Source organism: Limosilactobacillus caecicola (assembly GCF_943192935.1).
Taxonomy (GTDB): Bacteria; Bacillota; Bacilli; order Lactobacillales; family Lactobacillaceae; genus Limosilactobacillus; species Limosilactobacillus caecicola.
Genome location: NZ_CALPCI010000001.1, coordinates 317,910 through 331,013, shown reverse-complemented (window position 1 = coordinate 331,013; position 13,104 = coordinate 317,910). Strand labels below are relative to the sequence as shown.

At 45.7% G+C, this 13,104-nt stretch carries 13 protein-coding genes; 9 read left to right on the top strand and 4 right to left on the bottom strand.

Annotated elements, in window-relative coordinates; genetic code table 11:
• Positions 1 to 8: 8 nt before the first annotated feature.
• On the bottom strand, positions 9 to 1,343 hold the full coding sequence (locus NFR43_RS01615; RefSeq protein ID WP_407658125.1) for a hemolysin family protein: 1,335 nt from the start codon (positions 1,341 to 1,343) through the stop codon (positions 9 to 11).
• A 169-nt stretch (positions 1,344 to 1,512) separates the two neighbouring features.
• Here NFR43_RS01615 and NFR43_RS01610 point away from each other — a divergent pair, with 169 nt between their 5' ends.
• Complete coding sequence (locus NFR43_RS01610; RefSeq protein WP_251545806.1) at positions 1,513 to 2,028, top strand: NAD(P)H-binding protein; 516 nt, start codon at positions 1,513 to 1,515, stop codon at positions 2,026 to 2,028.
• A 63-nt stretch (positions 2,029 to 2,091) separates the two neighbouring features.
• The gene (locus NFR43_RS01605; RefSeq protein ID WP_251545804.1) at positions 2,092 to 2,616 is read left to right on the top strand and encodes a DUF1836 domain-containing protein; all 525 of its coding nucleotides are present in this window, start codon (positions 2,092 to 2,094) and stop codon (positions 2,614 to 2,616) included.
• Here NFR43_RS01605 and NFR43_RS01600 read toward each other — a convergent pair whose 3' ends face one another.
• Genes NFR43_RS01600 through NFR43_RS01590 form a run of 3 tightly spaced genes read right to left on the bottom strand, consistent with a single transcriptional unit; the run spans position 2,617 to position 5,020 of the window.
• On the bottom strand, positions 2,617 to 3,429 hold the full coding sequence (locus NFR43_RS01600) for a sugar phosphate isomerase/epimerase family protein (protein WP_251545802.1): 813 nt from the start codon (positions 3,427 to 3,429) through the stop codon (positions 2,617 to 2,619).
• A 56-nt stretch (positions 3,430 to 3,485) separates the two neighbouring features.
• Positions 3,486 to 4,289, bottom strand: coding sequence for a Cof-type HAD-IIB family hydrolase (locus NFR43_RS01595; RefSeq protein WP_251545800.1), 804 nt, complete (start codon positions 4,287 to 4,289; stop codon positions 3,486 to 3,488).
• A gap of 2 nt (positions 4,290 to 4,291) precedes the next feature.
• Entirely contained in the window at positions 4,292 to 5,020 is a 729-nt protein-coding gene (locus NFR43_RS01590; RefSeq protein WP_251545798.1) for a GntR family transcriptional regulator, read from the bottom strand.
• 142 nt (positions 5,021 to 5,162) lie between these two features.
• On the opposite strand from NFR43_RS01590, the gene ybaK reads away from it, so the two are divergent.
• The 7 genes from ybaK (at position 5,163) to NFR43_RS01555 (ending at position 13,072) form a co-directional block, all read left to right on the top strand.
• Positions 5,163 to 5,663, top strand: a complete 501-nt coding sequence (ybaK, locus tag NFR43_RS01585) for a Cys-tRNA(Pro) deacylase (RefSeq protein WP_251545796.1) — start codon at positions 5,163 to 5,165, stop codon at positions 5,661 to 5,663.
• Entirely contained in the window at positions 5,663 to 6,415 is a 753-nt protein-coding gene (locus NFR43_RS01580; RefSeq protein WP_251545794.1) for a hypothetical protein, read from the top strand. Before ybaK ends, NFR43_RS01580 begins: the two co-directional genes overlap by 1 nt.
• Before the next feature lie 96 nt (positions 6,416 to 6,511).
• Positions 6,512 to 7,951 (top strand): C69 family dipeptidase, encoded by a 1,440-nt coding sequence (locus NFR43_RS01575; protein ID WP_251545792.1) that lies wholly within the window; start codon positions 6,512 to 6,514, stop codon positions 7,949 to 7,951.
• A gap of 314 nt (positions 7,952 to 8,265) precedes the next feature.
• Entirely contained in the window at positions 8,266 to 9,798 is a 1,533-nt protein-coding gene (locus tag NFR43_RS01570) for a gluconokinase (RefSeq protein WP_251545790.1), read from the top strand.
• Positions 9,799 to 9,816: 18 nt separating this feature from the next.
• Positions 9,817 to 11,160, top strand: a complete 1,344-nt coding sequence (locus NFR43_RS01565; RefSeq protein ID WP_251545788.1) for a gluconate:H+ symporter — start codon at positions 9,817 to 9,819, stop codon at positions 11,158 to 11,160.
• 95 nt (positions 11,161 to 11,255) lie between these two features.
• Positions 11,256 to 12,023, top strand: a complete 768-nt coding sequence (locus tag NFR43_RS01560) for an SDR family NAD(P)-dependent oxidoreductase (RefSeq protein WP_251546201.1) — start codon at positions 11,256 to 11,258, stop codon at positions 12,021 to 12,023.
• Positions 12,024 to 12,070: 47 nt separating this feature from the next.
• Entirely contained in the window at positions 12,071 to 13,072 is a 1,002-nt protein-coding gene (locus tag NFR43_RS01555; RefSeq protein ID WP_251545786.1) for a LacI family DNA-binding transcriptional regulator, read from the top strand.
• Positions 13,073 to 13,104: the final 32 nt, after the last annotated feature.

The following is a 13,104-nucleotide window of genomic DNA, read 5'->3' as shown; positions in this document are numbered from 1 at the left end:
CTCCAATACTATGATTTTGTAGGCTCTTGGTGTTTCTGCGGGGCTTTAAAAACTTCGAACCAGTCGATATACGAATTTTCGTAATCCTGGACGATTAACTTTAGGTTCCCAATGGTGATGGTGTCACCGGTTTTGACGTGTGGGAAATTATCAATGACGTACCCGGAGAGGGTGACAGCGTCATCTGAATCAAATGCTTCGATCTCCTCGTGGAAGAAACGCTCAAAGTCGTAGGTGGTAGTTTTTCCGTCAACTTTGTAGTGGCCGTTTGGCAATTTGCTGATCATATTGTCGGCAACGTTGTCGATTTCGTCCCGGACAGTACCGAACAGTTCTTCATAGATGTCCTTGTCGGTAATGATCCCGGAAGTGCCACCGTATTCGTCAACGACGATGACCATTGGGACCCGGGTCCGGATCATTTGCTCGAGAACTTCGGTGATCGCGGTGTTTTCAGGGGTCGTTGGTAAGTGCCGCAGGACTTTAGCAACGGACAGGTTGCCATTAATCCGTGATTGTTTGATGAGGTCGTAATTGAAAACGTACCCCACAATTTTATCCTTATCGTTATCAGCAACAACTGGTAAACGGCTGTACTTAGTTTGGATGTACTCTGTTAATGCTTCATCAACGGTTTCAGTAATGTCCACAACGGTTAGTTGAGTCCGGTCAATCATGATGTCCTTGGCCACTTTATCATTAAATTCAAAGGCCCGTTCCATATAAAGCAAGTCGCCACGTTCTAGTGCGCCCCCCTTCACGGAATTACGGGTGAGGCTAATAATCTCGCCTTGGGATAAGACCTCATCATTTTCATCAGCCGGCTTCATGCCCAGCATACGGACGATGCCGTTGGCAGAAGAATTTAATAGCCAGACAAATGGATAAAAGATAATGTGAAAATAGTGCAACGGTGTCACGGTTGCCATCATCATCTTCACCGGGATATCAATGGCGATGTTTTTCGGAACAATTTCCGTTAAGACCACTTCAAGGTAGGTTAGTAAAAGAACCCCAACAACGGCACTGATGACGTGCACCACATTTTGGTTCAGTGACCAGTTTGGTAGGTGCAGAGCATCAACGAGCAGTTCTTCAAGGGTTTCTTCACCAATCCACCCAAGAATAATTCCGCAAACGGAGGTCCCAACCTGGGTAGTAGAAAGGTATTCCGTTAAATTAGACACCATTTTAATGGCCCGCTTGATTTTGAGTGAGGGCTTGGCGAGTTCCTTCTGGCGTTCTTGCAGGGCGGTGACTCGAACTTGTACCAGAGCAAATTCAGCAGCCACAAAAAAAGCGGCAAAGATAAACGTAACGATGATGATCAAGAGATTGATCATTATCTGACTTTGATCCAAAGAAAAGACTCCCCATTCCTGAATGATTACCATTACAAATGATAATCAAGCTAATATTGCATAACGAGATTATTATACCATGGTAAACTAAAGACGAAACAGGCGAAAGGCGGAATGTGACTAAATTTAGCCGTGATGAAGGAGAAAAACCATGCCACAGGTAACAATAGTTAATCAGCAAAGTGATCGCTTATGTCAATTAGTGAATGATAAACTGCCAGGCGTCACTCTCGTGAATGATTTTAACCAACCATTCCAAGGCGGTGTTTTATGCTGGCTACCAGGCGCCCACGTTAGGGTGGACGAAGTCGTCCAGGACCTCGTTCACTTAGTTGACCACAGTGCCCAGCAACCAACAAAAATTGTGATGAATTCAATCATGGGAACGGCAGATGACGCAACGGTAGAGCAATTGCAAGCGTGGTATGGGGAGGATTTCCAAAACATTGTGGCGGACCACCTCTACGCCATTAAAATGATTGATGAACTCGAATTACCATACACGATTGTTCGGAGCTTGCCATTGACGACCAAGTCAGTTGACCGCCCCGTCATGGATGAGGGGCAACCAGTTACGGGAGACTGGAGCAATGTCGCTGCCGTGGCGACAACACTTGCCCAAGCGTGTGATTTGGAGAATTATTTAAATCAATCTGTCGGGATCTAGTTTTAAAAACTAAATTATGGTATATTTAATACTAAATAATAACTAGACGAGGAGGTTACCCTGATGATCGAACAAGCATTTAAAGATTGGCGCAAGAATTTAGCAAAGGTGCACTTGGAAAGCTGGGATGAGCTACCCGAAATGAACTTGTACGTGGACCAGGTGGTCTCGTATGTCAATGATCGGTTAATCGATCTGAACGTGGATCCATTAACCAAGTCGATGGTGAATAACTACGTCAAAAAAGGGGCCATCATGGCCCCCGTGAAGAAAAAGTATTCGGCTTACCAAGTCGCATCGCTGTTCGCCATTGCCCTGTTGAAAAACGTGTACTCTTTGGACCAGATTCGGTCGGGAATTGACCAAATGGCCATCAATAATTACCCGAAGGTGATCTATAACCGGTTCGTGGAACTGTTCAATGCCCGCCTTCAGGATCAAAAATTTCCTGAACATAGTGTGCTCACCGCCACAAATGATTACATGTTGCGCCTGATCGTGGATACCGCCTTTCAGCGAATTTTAACGATCCAACTGCTCAAGGAAATGCAGAAGAGTGAAACACCGGTGACCCTAACTAAAAAATAATTACTGTACTAATTGCATGAGATAATGATGACTCTGGATTTGTTCCCGGCAGTCATCATTATTTTTTAGGTTAATTTCGTAAATGCTGGTGGCATTTTGGTTGAGTAACGGCAGGGCTGCTGCCCAGTCGATTTTACCGGTGCCAAGCGGCAAACTATCGTGGGTCAAGCCCATTGAATCGACCAGGTGGTAGTGTACAACGTCAGGCTTTAAATTAGTGAGTGAAGCCTGGAGCTGACGGTTGCTACCGTGGCTATAGATAAAACAATGGGAAGTATCAAAGGCCAGCCGGTAGTGGTGAGCCAAAATTTCTTCTTCGGATTGTTCATCACCGTAGCAAAAAATGGATGAAATTGAGTTTTCAAACATGATGTGGTCTTGGCCCATTTCTGCGAACCGGTCCAACCGCTTAAAAACGGTGTCTTTGGCGGCGGTTAGTGAAGGATAGTGGGCGATGAAGAGTGGGGTTTCTTTGGCGTACGAACCATGAACCAGGCACTGAACGTTCAGGTCAGTTGCCAAACGGATCAACTGCTCGGTCGACTTTTCGATGAACCGGTAAAGCTGGGGAAATTGTTGCTCTGGGGCGACTAGGTCGGTATGAAATTTGCCATAAGCCATCGGGTGGTGGATCACCACGTTCTGGACGCCTTTGCTTTGGATGTACTGAACGGCATCATAGAGTTCTTGATAACCTTCCGTGGTGAAATCACTAGTGTCTGTATAAAATTCATAAGTTGTTGGGTGGTATTGCAAGCGGTCGTTGACCTGTTGAGGATCACGACTGCCCTTTAAACCAAGTTGTGGTAACATGCGGTGCTCCTTTCAAAATAAAAGAGGTTGGGAATTCTCCCAACCTCTTTTAACTTTTAATCAAGTTGATTTAGATAATTTTCAATGGTCACGAAGACCCCGTTTTGATCATTGGTTGGTGCTGTGTGCTTGGCTAACTTGATGACTCGGGGGTCGCCATTAGCCATGGCATAGCTTTCACCAGCTAATTCTAACATCGTCATGTCATTCTGGCCATCACCAAAGGCCATTAATTCGTTAGGCTGCCAGCCGTGAACTTCCATTAACTTGCGAAGTCCGGTCGCCTTATCAAGACCGCTGACGATCAGGTCCATGTTGCCGTACCCACTGGAGACGGCGGTCAGTTGGCCCGCGAAATCGTGATTGATTTTCGCTTGCATTTGGGCGGTGATTTCGCCAGGGACGTCCATTTGCATTTTGACGATTTGGTCGTCAACTTCATCTAACGAATTGATGGTGACAAGGTGGGGATAATGAACCCGAATGCGGCGAACAAAGTCGGGATCTTCATCTTGAAAGACAAAGGCCCGTTCCACGCCGGAAAGTAAAAAGGTGCTGTGCGGCGTGGCTTGGTGGAGACGAAAGAGCCCCTGAATAGCTTCGTCAGCCATTTGACCGCAGTACAGTAGCTGATTGTTACGGTCAAAGCATTCGACACCATTTTCGGCGACAAAGCAGAGGTCGTTGATCTGTTCGGGGAACGCCATGTGAAGCTGGTAAATCGGGTTGCCACTGGCGACCACTAATTGGATCTGGTGCTCTTGGAGACGGCGGAATATGCGCTGAAAAGCCTCGTGGTCATATTGCCCCGCCGAATTTAAAAAAGTCCCGTCCATGTCCACAGCAATTGCTTTAATCATAGTTATTCCTTTCCTAAACTAACGAAGGTATTGAAACGCATGTATTGATAATGGATTCGCATATTGGAAACTTCGAAGGGGGTCCCGTCGTCGAGAAAAAAGACCCCTTCCATGATGCCGACCGGCTCCGTTGCTTTCAGGTCAAGCAGCTTTTGGTCAACGGCATTTGAAGGTTCGACCGTCAGCGTCAGGTAAGAACGGGTCACGGTTTTCCCCTTTTGACTTTCCAGATAGTTAAAAATGGAGCTTTCTAAAATTTGGGGAGAGAGGGTTGGTAAAATTTTGATTGGGATGTAGCCCGTTTCGATCATAAAGGGTTGGTCATCAATCAACCGGAGGCGTTCGATTTTATAAACGTATTCGTTTGACTCCAAGAACAGGTCTTGTTGAATTTCTTCAGGAGCGGGGATGACCCGGTAATTCAGCAGCTTAATGCTTTGCTTTTTGCCATCTAAGCGGAAACTGTCGGTGATTCCCAGGTTACTCCCTTCGTAGCGAAACATTGCCCGGTTTTTGAGGTAGAGCGGGTTAATAAAGGTCCCTGACCCCCGTTTCTTGAAGATGATTCCTTGCTGAACGAGGACGTCTAAGGCCCGCTTGATTGAACTTCGACTAACCTGGTACATATCACTCAGGCTTCGTTCATCGGGAAGTTTCATTCCAGGATACTGATTATCCAAAATTTTTCCTTTTATATCGCGCATGACTGAGCGGTATACTAAATCTGCCATAATTATTGCTCCAAATCTTCCCATTTTGGGGAAAGGTAGTTGTAATTGTGATAATTTATAATTAGTATACCAAACTTTTCATAAGTGGTAACCACTTTTGGAAAATTGGACCGTTCCATAAAACAAAAGGAGCAGAGAAACAATGAGTAAGAAAAAGGGTCAATTAAAAAAGACCCAAGTTGAACAAATTCTAGATAAAAACCACGTTCCATATCACCAGGCCGTCTTTCCAACCCACCAGGATGGTGACGTCCGGTCATTAACGGTTGACCATAGTGGGATTGACGAACACCGAATTTACAAAACGCTCGTGCTGGAGGGGCCAACGACTGGGCCGTTGGTCGGGGTCGTGCCAATTGACACGCACCTGGACGAAAAGGCCCTGGCCCGGGTTTCCGGTAATAAAAAGGTGGAAATGGTGCCATTAAAGAAGTTGGTCAAAACGACGGGTTACGTGCACGGCGCCAACACGCCAGTTGGCATCTATGAAAAACACCATTTTCCAATCTTTATTGATACGGATGCGCAAAAGGAAGACACAATTTACGTGTCTTCTGGCCAACTGGGGCGGTCGGTCGAATTAAATGCGGATGATCTGGCCAAACTGGTCCACGCTGAATTCGCGGACCTCCAACAGAAATAATGCTAGCTAATTTTATTCGAACCCTGGCAGCGATTGCTGGGCTGGTGGTGGTCATTCCCAGCATTTTGGGGATGATAGTAGTCGGTATTAGTCGGGCTAATAAACGCTTGTCAGTCATACTCGGTGGCTTTTACGGTCAGATTTTGTTGGGTGGCCTTGGCGTAATTATCCACGAACTTAGTCACCTTATTATGGCACTGCTATTTGGCCATCGAATTCAGAGCTTTAGTTTATTACACATTCCGAACGCGTATGATCCTTATGATACCGGTTTAGGATACGTCAACCACGTCTGGGACGACCATAACTTTTACCAGAAGATGGGGAATGTGATGATTGGCATTGCCCCCGTTATTGGTTGCACGACCGTGATGGTGTTGAGCACGCGGTGGTTAGTCCCGGATTTTTACAATCAATGGCTGGCCTTGACCGGGGCAGCGCCGGTGGAAAACCGGCCACTGGTCTGGTGGCAACTGCTGGTGTGGTTGATCCTGATGGTCAACATTAGTGTAGGTGGTTTTGACCTGAGTCGTGCCGACTTACAAAATTCGCGTCAGGGACTAGTGGTCTTATTGTTACTATTGGTAATCAGTGCGGGAATTTGTAGTTTCGTTACTGACTACCAAAGCGTCATTACACAATTAACGGTTTTTTTGACCCCGTTTTGGCTAGCATTCGGCTTTGCGATCGTCATTAACCTAGTGTTATGGGGACTGTTACGGTTATTTGTCCACGTAAAAGGCAATTATTGAATAATTGACCGTTTAATTGTCGAGGACTAGAATTAAAATATTAGGTACAAGAATTAGGTACCATAGTTTTGTTTTTGAAAAAGAAGGGGTTTATCCATGAGAAAAAAACTTACTGCATGTACGACCATCCTAGTTGGTAAGAACGCCACAATTGATGGTTCCACATTGGCCGCCCGGAACGACGATACGCCAGCTGCAATCACGCCACAACGGTTTGTGGTTTATCCTGCCTACCATGACAATCCAAACCAAGTTCACGCCTTTTTGAACAAGTTTGTTGGTGACCGCCCAGCCGACGGCTACCGTTACCAAGGGGTGCCAAACGTTGACTTGAAGTCCGAAGGAACCTTTGACGAAAATGGGTTCAACGAAAAGAACGTGGCTATGTCCGCAACGGAAAGTTTTTACGCTAACGAACGGGTATTGGCTGCTGACCCAATGAACACCGTCAATGGGATTAACGAAGATGCTATGGTTGCCATGGTCTTGCCATTCATCAATAGTGCTAAGGAAGGGGTTGCTTATCTCGGAAAGTTAGTTGCTAAGTATGGTTCTGCTGAAGGTAACGGGGTAATCTTCTCCGACAAGGACGATATTTGGTACATGGAAATCGCTACTGGTCACCACTGGGTTGCCCAACGGATTCCGGATGACTGTTATGCCGTTACTGGTAACCGGGCGGCGATTCAAGATGTTGATTTCAACGACCCGGATAACTTCATGTGGTCAGAAGGAATTCAAGAATTCGTTGAAAAGAACCACTTGAACCCGGACCTTGATGAATGGAACTTCCGGCACATCTTTGGGACGGCGGATGTTTTTGACTTGCATTACAACACGCCACGGCAATGGTACGGTCACTTCTTATTCAGCCCAGATGTTGAAATGGACCCTGAAGACTTTGATCTGCCATTTGTGATGAAGGCCCGTCATAAGTTCACTGTGGAAGACCTAGAAAAGTACTTGAGTTCTCACTACGAAAATACGCCATATGATCCACTGGGCCACATGGGCACGAAGCAACAAAAGCTTTTGTACCGGCCAATTTCACTGAACCGGACCCAAAACTCCCACGTTATGCAAATCCGGCCAAACGTACCAGAATCGGCCTCTGCAATTATGTGGATGACGTTCGGGGGAATTCCTTCATTCTCACCATACATGCCATTCTTTGCGCAAGTTGATGACAATGATGCCCGGCTCCGTAACACACCAATGAAGATGGACCTTGATTCCGACAGTACTTACTGGCTGTTCCGTCAATTGTCCATGATTGTCGAATCTCACATGTCCGAATTCGCTAAGCCAGACTTAGACTACTTGAAGGACATTCGTCAATACTTCCACAGTTGGGTTGCCGAGAATACAGAAAAGTTGGATGGCCTTTCTGATACGGACGCAACTGCCTACTTGAACGAACGGACTAAGGAAATGCTGGACGAAGTTTACAAGCGGACGAAGACATTGATGGCTGAATTAATGACCAAGGGTGTTGAAATGTCGAAATTAACGTTCGATATGGATCCAAACCTGTAATTAAAGTCCATAAAATTAATCAAACCAGAGCGGTGATTGACCGCTCTGGTTTTTTCTGTATGGAGAAAATTTTAAGTGAAATCAGCAAAAGTTTCTCCACACTGAAAATTATGAGGAAAAGCCGAAAAATTTTCAGTACAGAGAAAATTTAACTACTACGCTGGATCCTTAGTTTTCCAGACGTGAGCCGAATTTGAATGCCCGTTTACGAAAACGATTTCCTAAAGAATCTTGACAACGCTTTCAATGGATAATATTATACTGGTGTATCGATAAACTAAAACGCTTTCAAGAAACGAAAGGGTGGGATTAGATTGCAGTATTTTATTGGAGTGGATGTTGGGACAACCAGTACCAAGGCGGTCTTGTATGACCAAAATGCCAATGTACTGACCCAAGCCAAGCAGGGTTATCCGCTGTATCGGGACGCCGCTGGAATGGCTGAGCAAGACCCGGACCAACTGGTTGATGCAGTTGAAAAGGTGATTCATGATGCTGTGCAAGAAGCTGATTTAACAAATGGTCAGCTATGTGCCGTATCGTTCTCCAGCGCCAACCAAAGTGTGATTTTGCTTGATGAAAATCACCGGCCGTTGACACGGGCGATGACCTGGGCGGATACCCGGGCCCGGAAAGTTGCTGCCGACCTCAAGAGTTCTCCTGAGGGAAAGCAAATGTACATTAAAACGGGGACCCCAATTCACCCGATGTCGCCATTAACGAAATTAATGTGGTTGCATCAATCAGCACCAGAAAAGATGGCGCAAGCTAAGTATGTTGCAGATATTAAGTCATACTTGTTCTACAAACTGTTTGGTGTCTTCCGAGTTGACATCTCCATTGCCTCATGTACTGGGATGCTCAATATCGAAACTGGCGATTGGGATTCACAAGCGTTGGAACTGGCACATGTGAGTGCTGATCAGTTACCAGAAATCGTGAGTGGTACGACTCAACAGATTGGCTTGATGGCTGAAGCCCAATCTAAGATGGCCATTCCTGCTGAAACACCATTTGTGTACGGTGCCTTTGATGGTGCCCTCTCTAATCTCGGGGTTGGCGCATTATCTAAGGACACCGTTGCCATTACGATTGGGACCTCAGCAGCGGTCCGGGTCGTTACCGACCATCCGGTCATTGATCCTGAACAACGGTTGTTCTGTTACGCGGTTGATAATGGGCTGTGGGTCATTGGTGGTCCCCTCAATAACGGTGGTGATGTCTTCCAATGGGCGGTTGAACACCTGGTAGACGCGAGTGCTATTAAAAATGAAAATACCGACGCCTACGCTTTAGCAAACGAAGTCATAGCTGGGGTTCCCGCCGGTGCTCATGGGTTGATCTTTAATCCATACTTAGGTGGTGAACGGGCACCAATTTGGAATGCTAACGCGCGGGGCAGTTTCTTCGGCCTCTCCCAATTGCATACGCGGGCAGATATGCTCCGGGCGGTAATGGAAGGAATCAATATGAACATTAACAGTGTCTTTCAAGCTGTTCGGAAGTTAGTTGGTGAACCAAAGAGTGTGACCGCAACTGGTGGTTTTGCTCAGTCACCGGTTTGGAAACAAATGCTGGCGGATGTTCTGAATTGCCCGGTCGAAATTCCTAATTCGTTTGAATCTGGTTGTTTAGGAGCCATCGTCATGGCGATGAAGAGTCTTGGCATGGTCGACAGCTTGAGTGCGGTTAACCAATTCATTGGTGACAAAGAAGACTGCCAGCCAGATCCGGAAGCAGTGGCCGTTTATCAAAAGTACCAACCAATCTTTGAACAGGTTGTGACACTTTTGTCACCGGTTTATGCACGAATTTCAGATTTACAGCAAACAACGGATCACAAATAATTCAAAGGAGTTATACAGATGCCATTACTCATTGTTTTAATCGGTGTTATTTTCCTGATCTTTTTGATCGTTAAGCTGAAGTTGAACACCTTCGTTTCATTAGTTGTTACTTCATTTTTAATTGCCATCCTACTTCAAGTACCGGTTTCAAAAATCCCAACCGCGATTGAAACGGGGATCGGTGGTCAATTAGGGCACTTGGCCATTATCTTCGGGTTTGGTTCAATGCTCGGTGCTCTGGTTTCCGATGCTGGTGGTGGTTTCCGAATTGCCACGACTTTGATTGACAAATTTGGTCGTCGCTGGATCCAACTTGCTATTATTCTCGCTTCCTTCATTATTGGATTAGCCCTCTTCTTTGAAGTTGGTCTGGTGGTTGTCTTACCAATAGTCTTCATTATCGCTCGTGAATTGGATATGCCACTGATGTATCTTGGAGTTCCAATGGCTGCAACGTTGAACGTTACCCACGCCTTCCTACCACCGCACCCAGCACCAACGGCGATTGCCGACATGTTGAATGCTAACTTAGGACACGTGTTGTTACTGGGGATTATTGCCGCAATTCCAACGATCATTATTGCTGGACCGGTCTTTAACTGGTGCTTGCGGAAACTTTACCCACAAGTTTACCGGAAGAACATTGATATTTCTGTTTTGGGAGAATACAAGGAATTTGACCTCAAAGATACCCCAGGATTTGGAATCTCAGTTTTGACGGCTATGATGCCAGTTATCTTGATTGCTTTAGGAACGATTCTTGGCTTTGTTTTGCCCAAGCACAGCGTCATTGGCCAATTTGTACAATTCGTCTGTGCACCAGATGCGGCGATGCTGATTTCCTTAATCTTTGCTATTTTCACGATGGGGCTGCGTCGAAACAAGAAGATGCAAGAAATCGAAGGAACATTGACTGCCTCAGTTAAGCAAATTGCCCCAATGCTCTTAATCATTGGTGGTGGTGGTGCCTTCAAGCAAGTTTTAGTTGAAGGTGGAATCTCCAAGTACGTTTCCCAATTGTTCACCAACACGCATATGTCCCCGATCCTGGCAGCGTGGTTGATCACTGCTATCCTGCGGGTTGCCCTGGGATCTTCAACCGTTTCTGCATTAACTGCGGCTGGTTTGATTGCGCCAATGGCTCAACAATATGGTTCGCAATCTGCAATGGCCGCTTTGATGGTCCTGGCCATCGGTGCTGGATCAGTCTTCTGTGACCACGTTAACGATGCTGGTTTCTGGATGATTAAGTCATACTTTGGTCTTTCATTGAAGGAAACCCTCCTTTCCTGGTCAACATTGACGTCGGTACTAGCGCTCGCTGGGCTCGGAAGCGTTTACGTAATCTCACTCTTTGTATAAATTAATCTAAGAAATAATGATGAAACACCGGTTGGCTTGAACGTGGCGGACACCATGTTGCCCAAACGGTGTTTTTTAACGGGAGGTCACAAATGATGTTTGATTTAAATAGCTTTTCTTTAAAGGGCAAAACGGCAATTATTACTGGTGGTGCGTCTGGATTAGGGGAGTACTACACTAAAGCGATCCTCAAAGTTGGTGGGCGCGTCCTGATTGTGAGCCGAACCGATAAAAATTGGGATGCAATGAAGGACTATGCAAATCAATTGGGAGCTGACTTACGCTTCTTTAAACAGGATTTGACGGCGGCTGACGCACCGGCAAAGATCGTAAATGATGCATTAAAGGAATTCGGCCAAATTGATATCTTAGTGAACAATGCTGGGATGCAGTTACGGAATGAATGGCAAGCTTATCGGGATGAAGACTGGAACAGGGTGGTTAACTTAAACCTCAATGCTGTGTACTTTCTATCCCACGCCGTTGCTAAAGAAATGGCCAAACAAAAATCCGGGAAAATCATTAATATTGGGTCGATGCAATCTTTCCGGGCTGGTAAGTATATTTTCCCGTATACCGCTAGTAAACATGGCATTGTTGGCTTGACAAAGGCGTATGCGGATGCGTTGGCACCTGACAATATTCAAGTTAATGCGATTGCGCCAGGATACATTAATACGCCAATGACCAAGGCTTTACAGGAGGATCCAGTACGAAGCAAGGAAATTCTGGAACATATTCCAGCTGGTCATTGGGCAGATCCAAGTGAATTAATGGGCGTGGTTGTTTTTCTTGCCAGTGCTGCCTCCAATTACATTACTGGAGTTACTTTACCAGTTGATGGTGGGTATTTATTAAGATAACTGGTAGAATATTAGACAGTAACTAATTTTGAAGGGTGGTTAAACTGATGAAGCGGCCAACGATCTCACAAGTTGCCAAAGAAGCCGGCGTCTCAGTTACCACGGTCTCTCGCTGTCTTAATGGTAAGTATTCCAAAATGGGACCGGCAACTAAACAAAAAATTGAAGAAACGATCAAACGGTTGAATTATATTCCAGCTGCCTCAGCCCGGCGTTTGCGACAAGGGCAATCCCATGCTGTCGGCGTCTTAGTTGGGGACATTGGTAATACCTTCTCTACGTTGTTGGCAAAGGGGATTGACGATATTTTGCAACCAGCTGGGTATGACATTATATTAATGAATACCAACAACAGTACGGTGATTGAACGTCGCTCGCTACAAAGGTTATATGAACTACAAGCCGATGGAATTATCGTTCAGCCGGATTCAATCCATTTTGCTCAATTTGAAGAATGTCTTCAGCGGGAAACACCATTAGTGTTGGTCGATCGTGAGGTAGGAGATCACCCCTTGAATGTTGGTAAAGTGACCAGTGCTAATCAGGATGCTTGTTACCGCTTAGGACAGATCTTGCATCAAAAAGACTATTCCAACATTTTGACGGTGAGCGCCCACTTTGCAGAAGCTTCCGGGCAAATTCCGCGGATTGCGGGGCTAAAGGCCACCGCGGATGATTATGGCTTGAGCTATCACAATTTAGAAACGCGTGGTCATGACCGGCAGTGGCTGCGAAAGGAATTATTTCAGATGGTGAACCAATTACCTGGCAAAACGGTGATCATTTCGTTGATGGGCCCGGTTCTCTTTGAAATTTTAGACATCCTAAAAGATTTACAAATCAAGTTTCCCCAGGATGTTGGCTTGGTTAGTTTCGATGATTGGAATTGGTCCCGTTACGTCCAAGATGGTATTTACCTCATGCGACAGGATATGGAATTAATGGGTAACGTTGCCGCTCGGCAATTGCTAAATCAGATTAATCATCATACAACGGTGGATAGTACGACCATCTTGCCAGTTACGATGGTGGATAAACCGTCAATCTAGTTTGGCATTAGAAAAGGGCATGCTAAAATAAT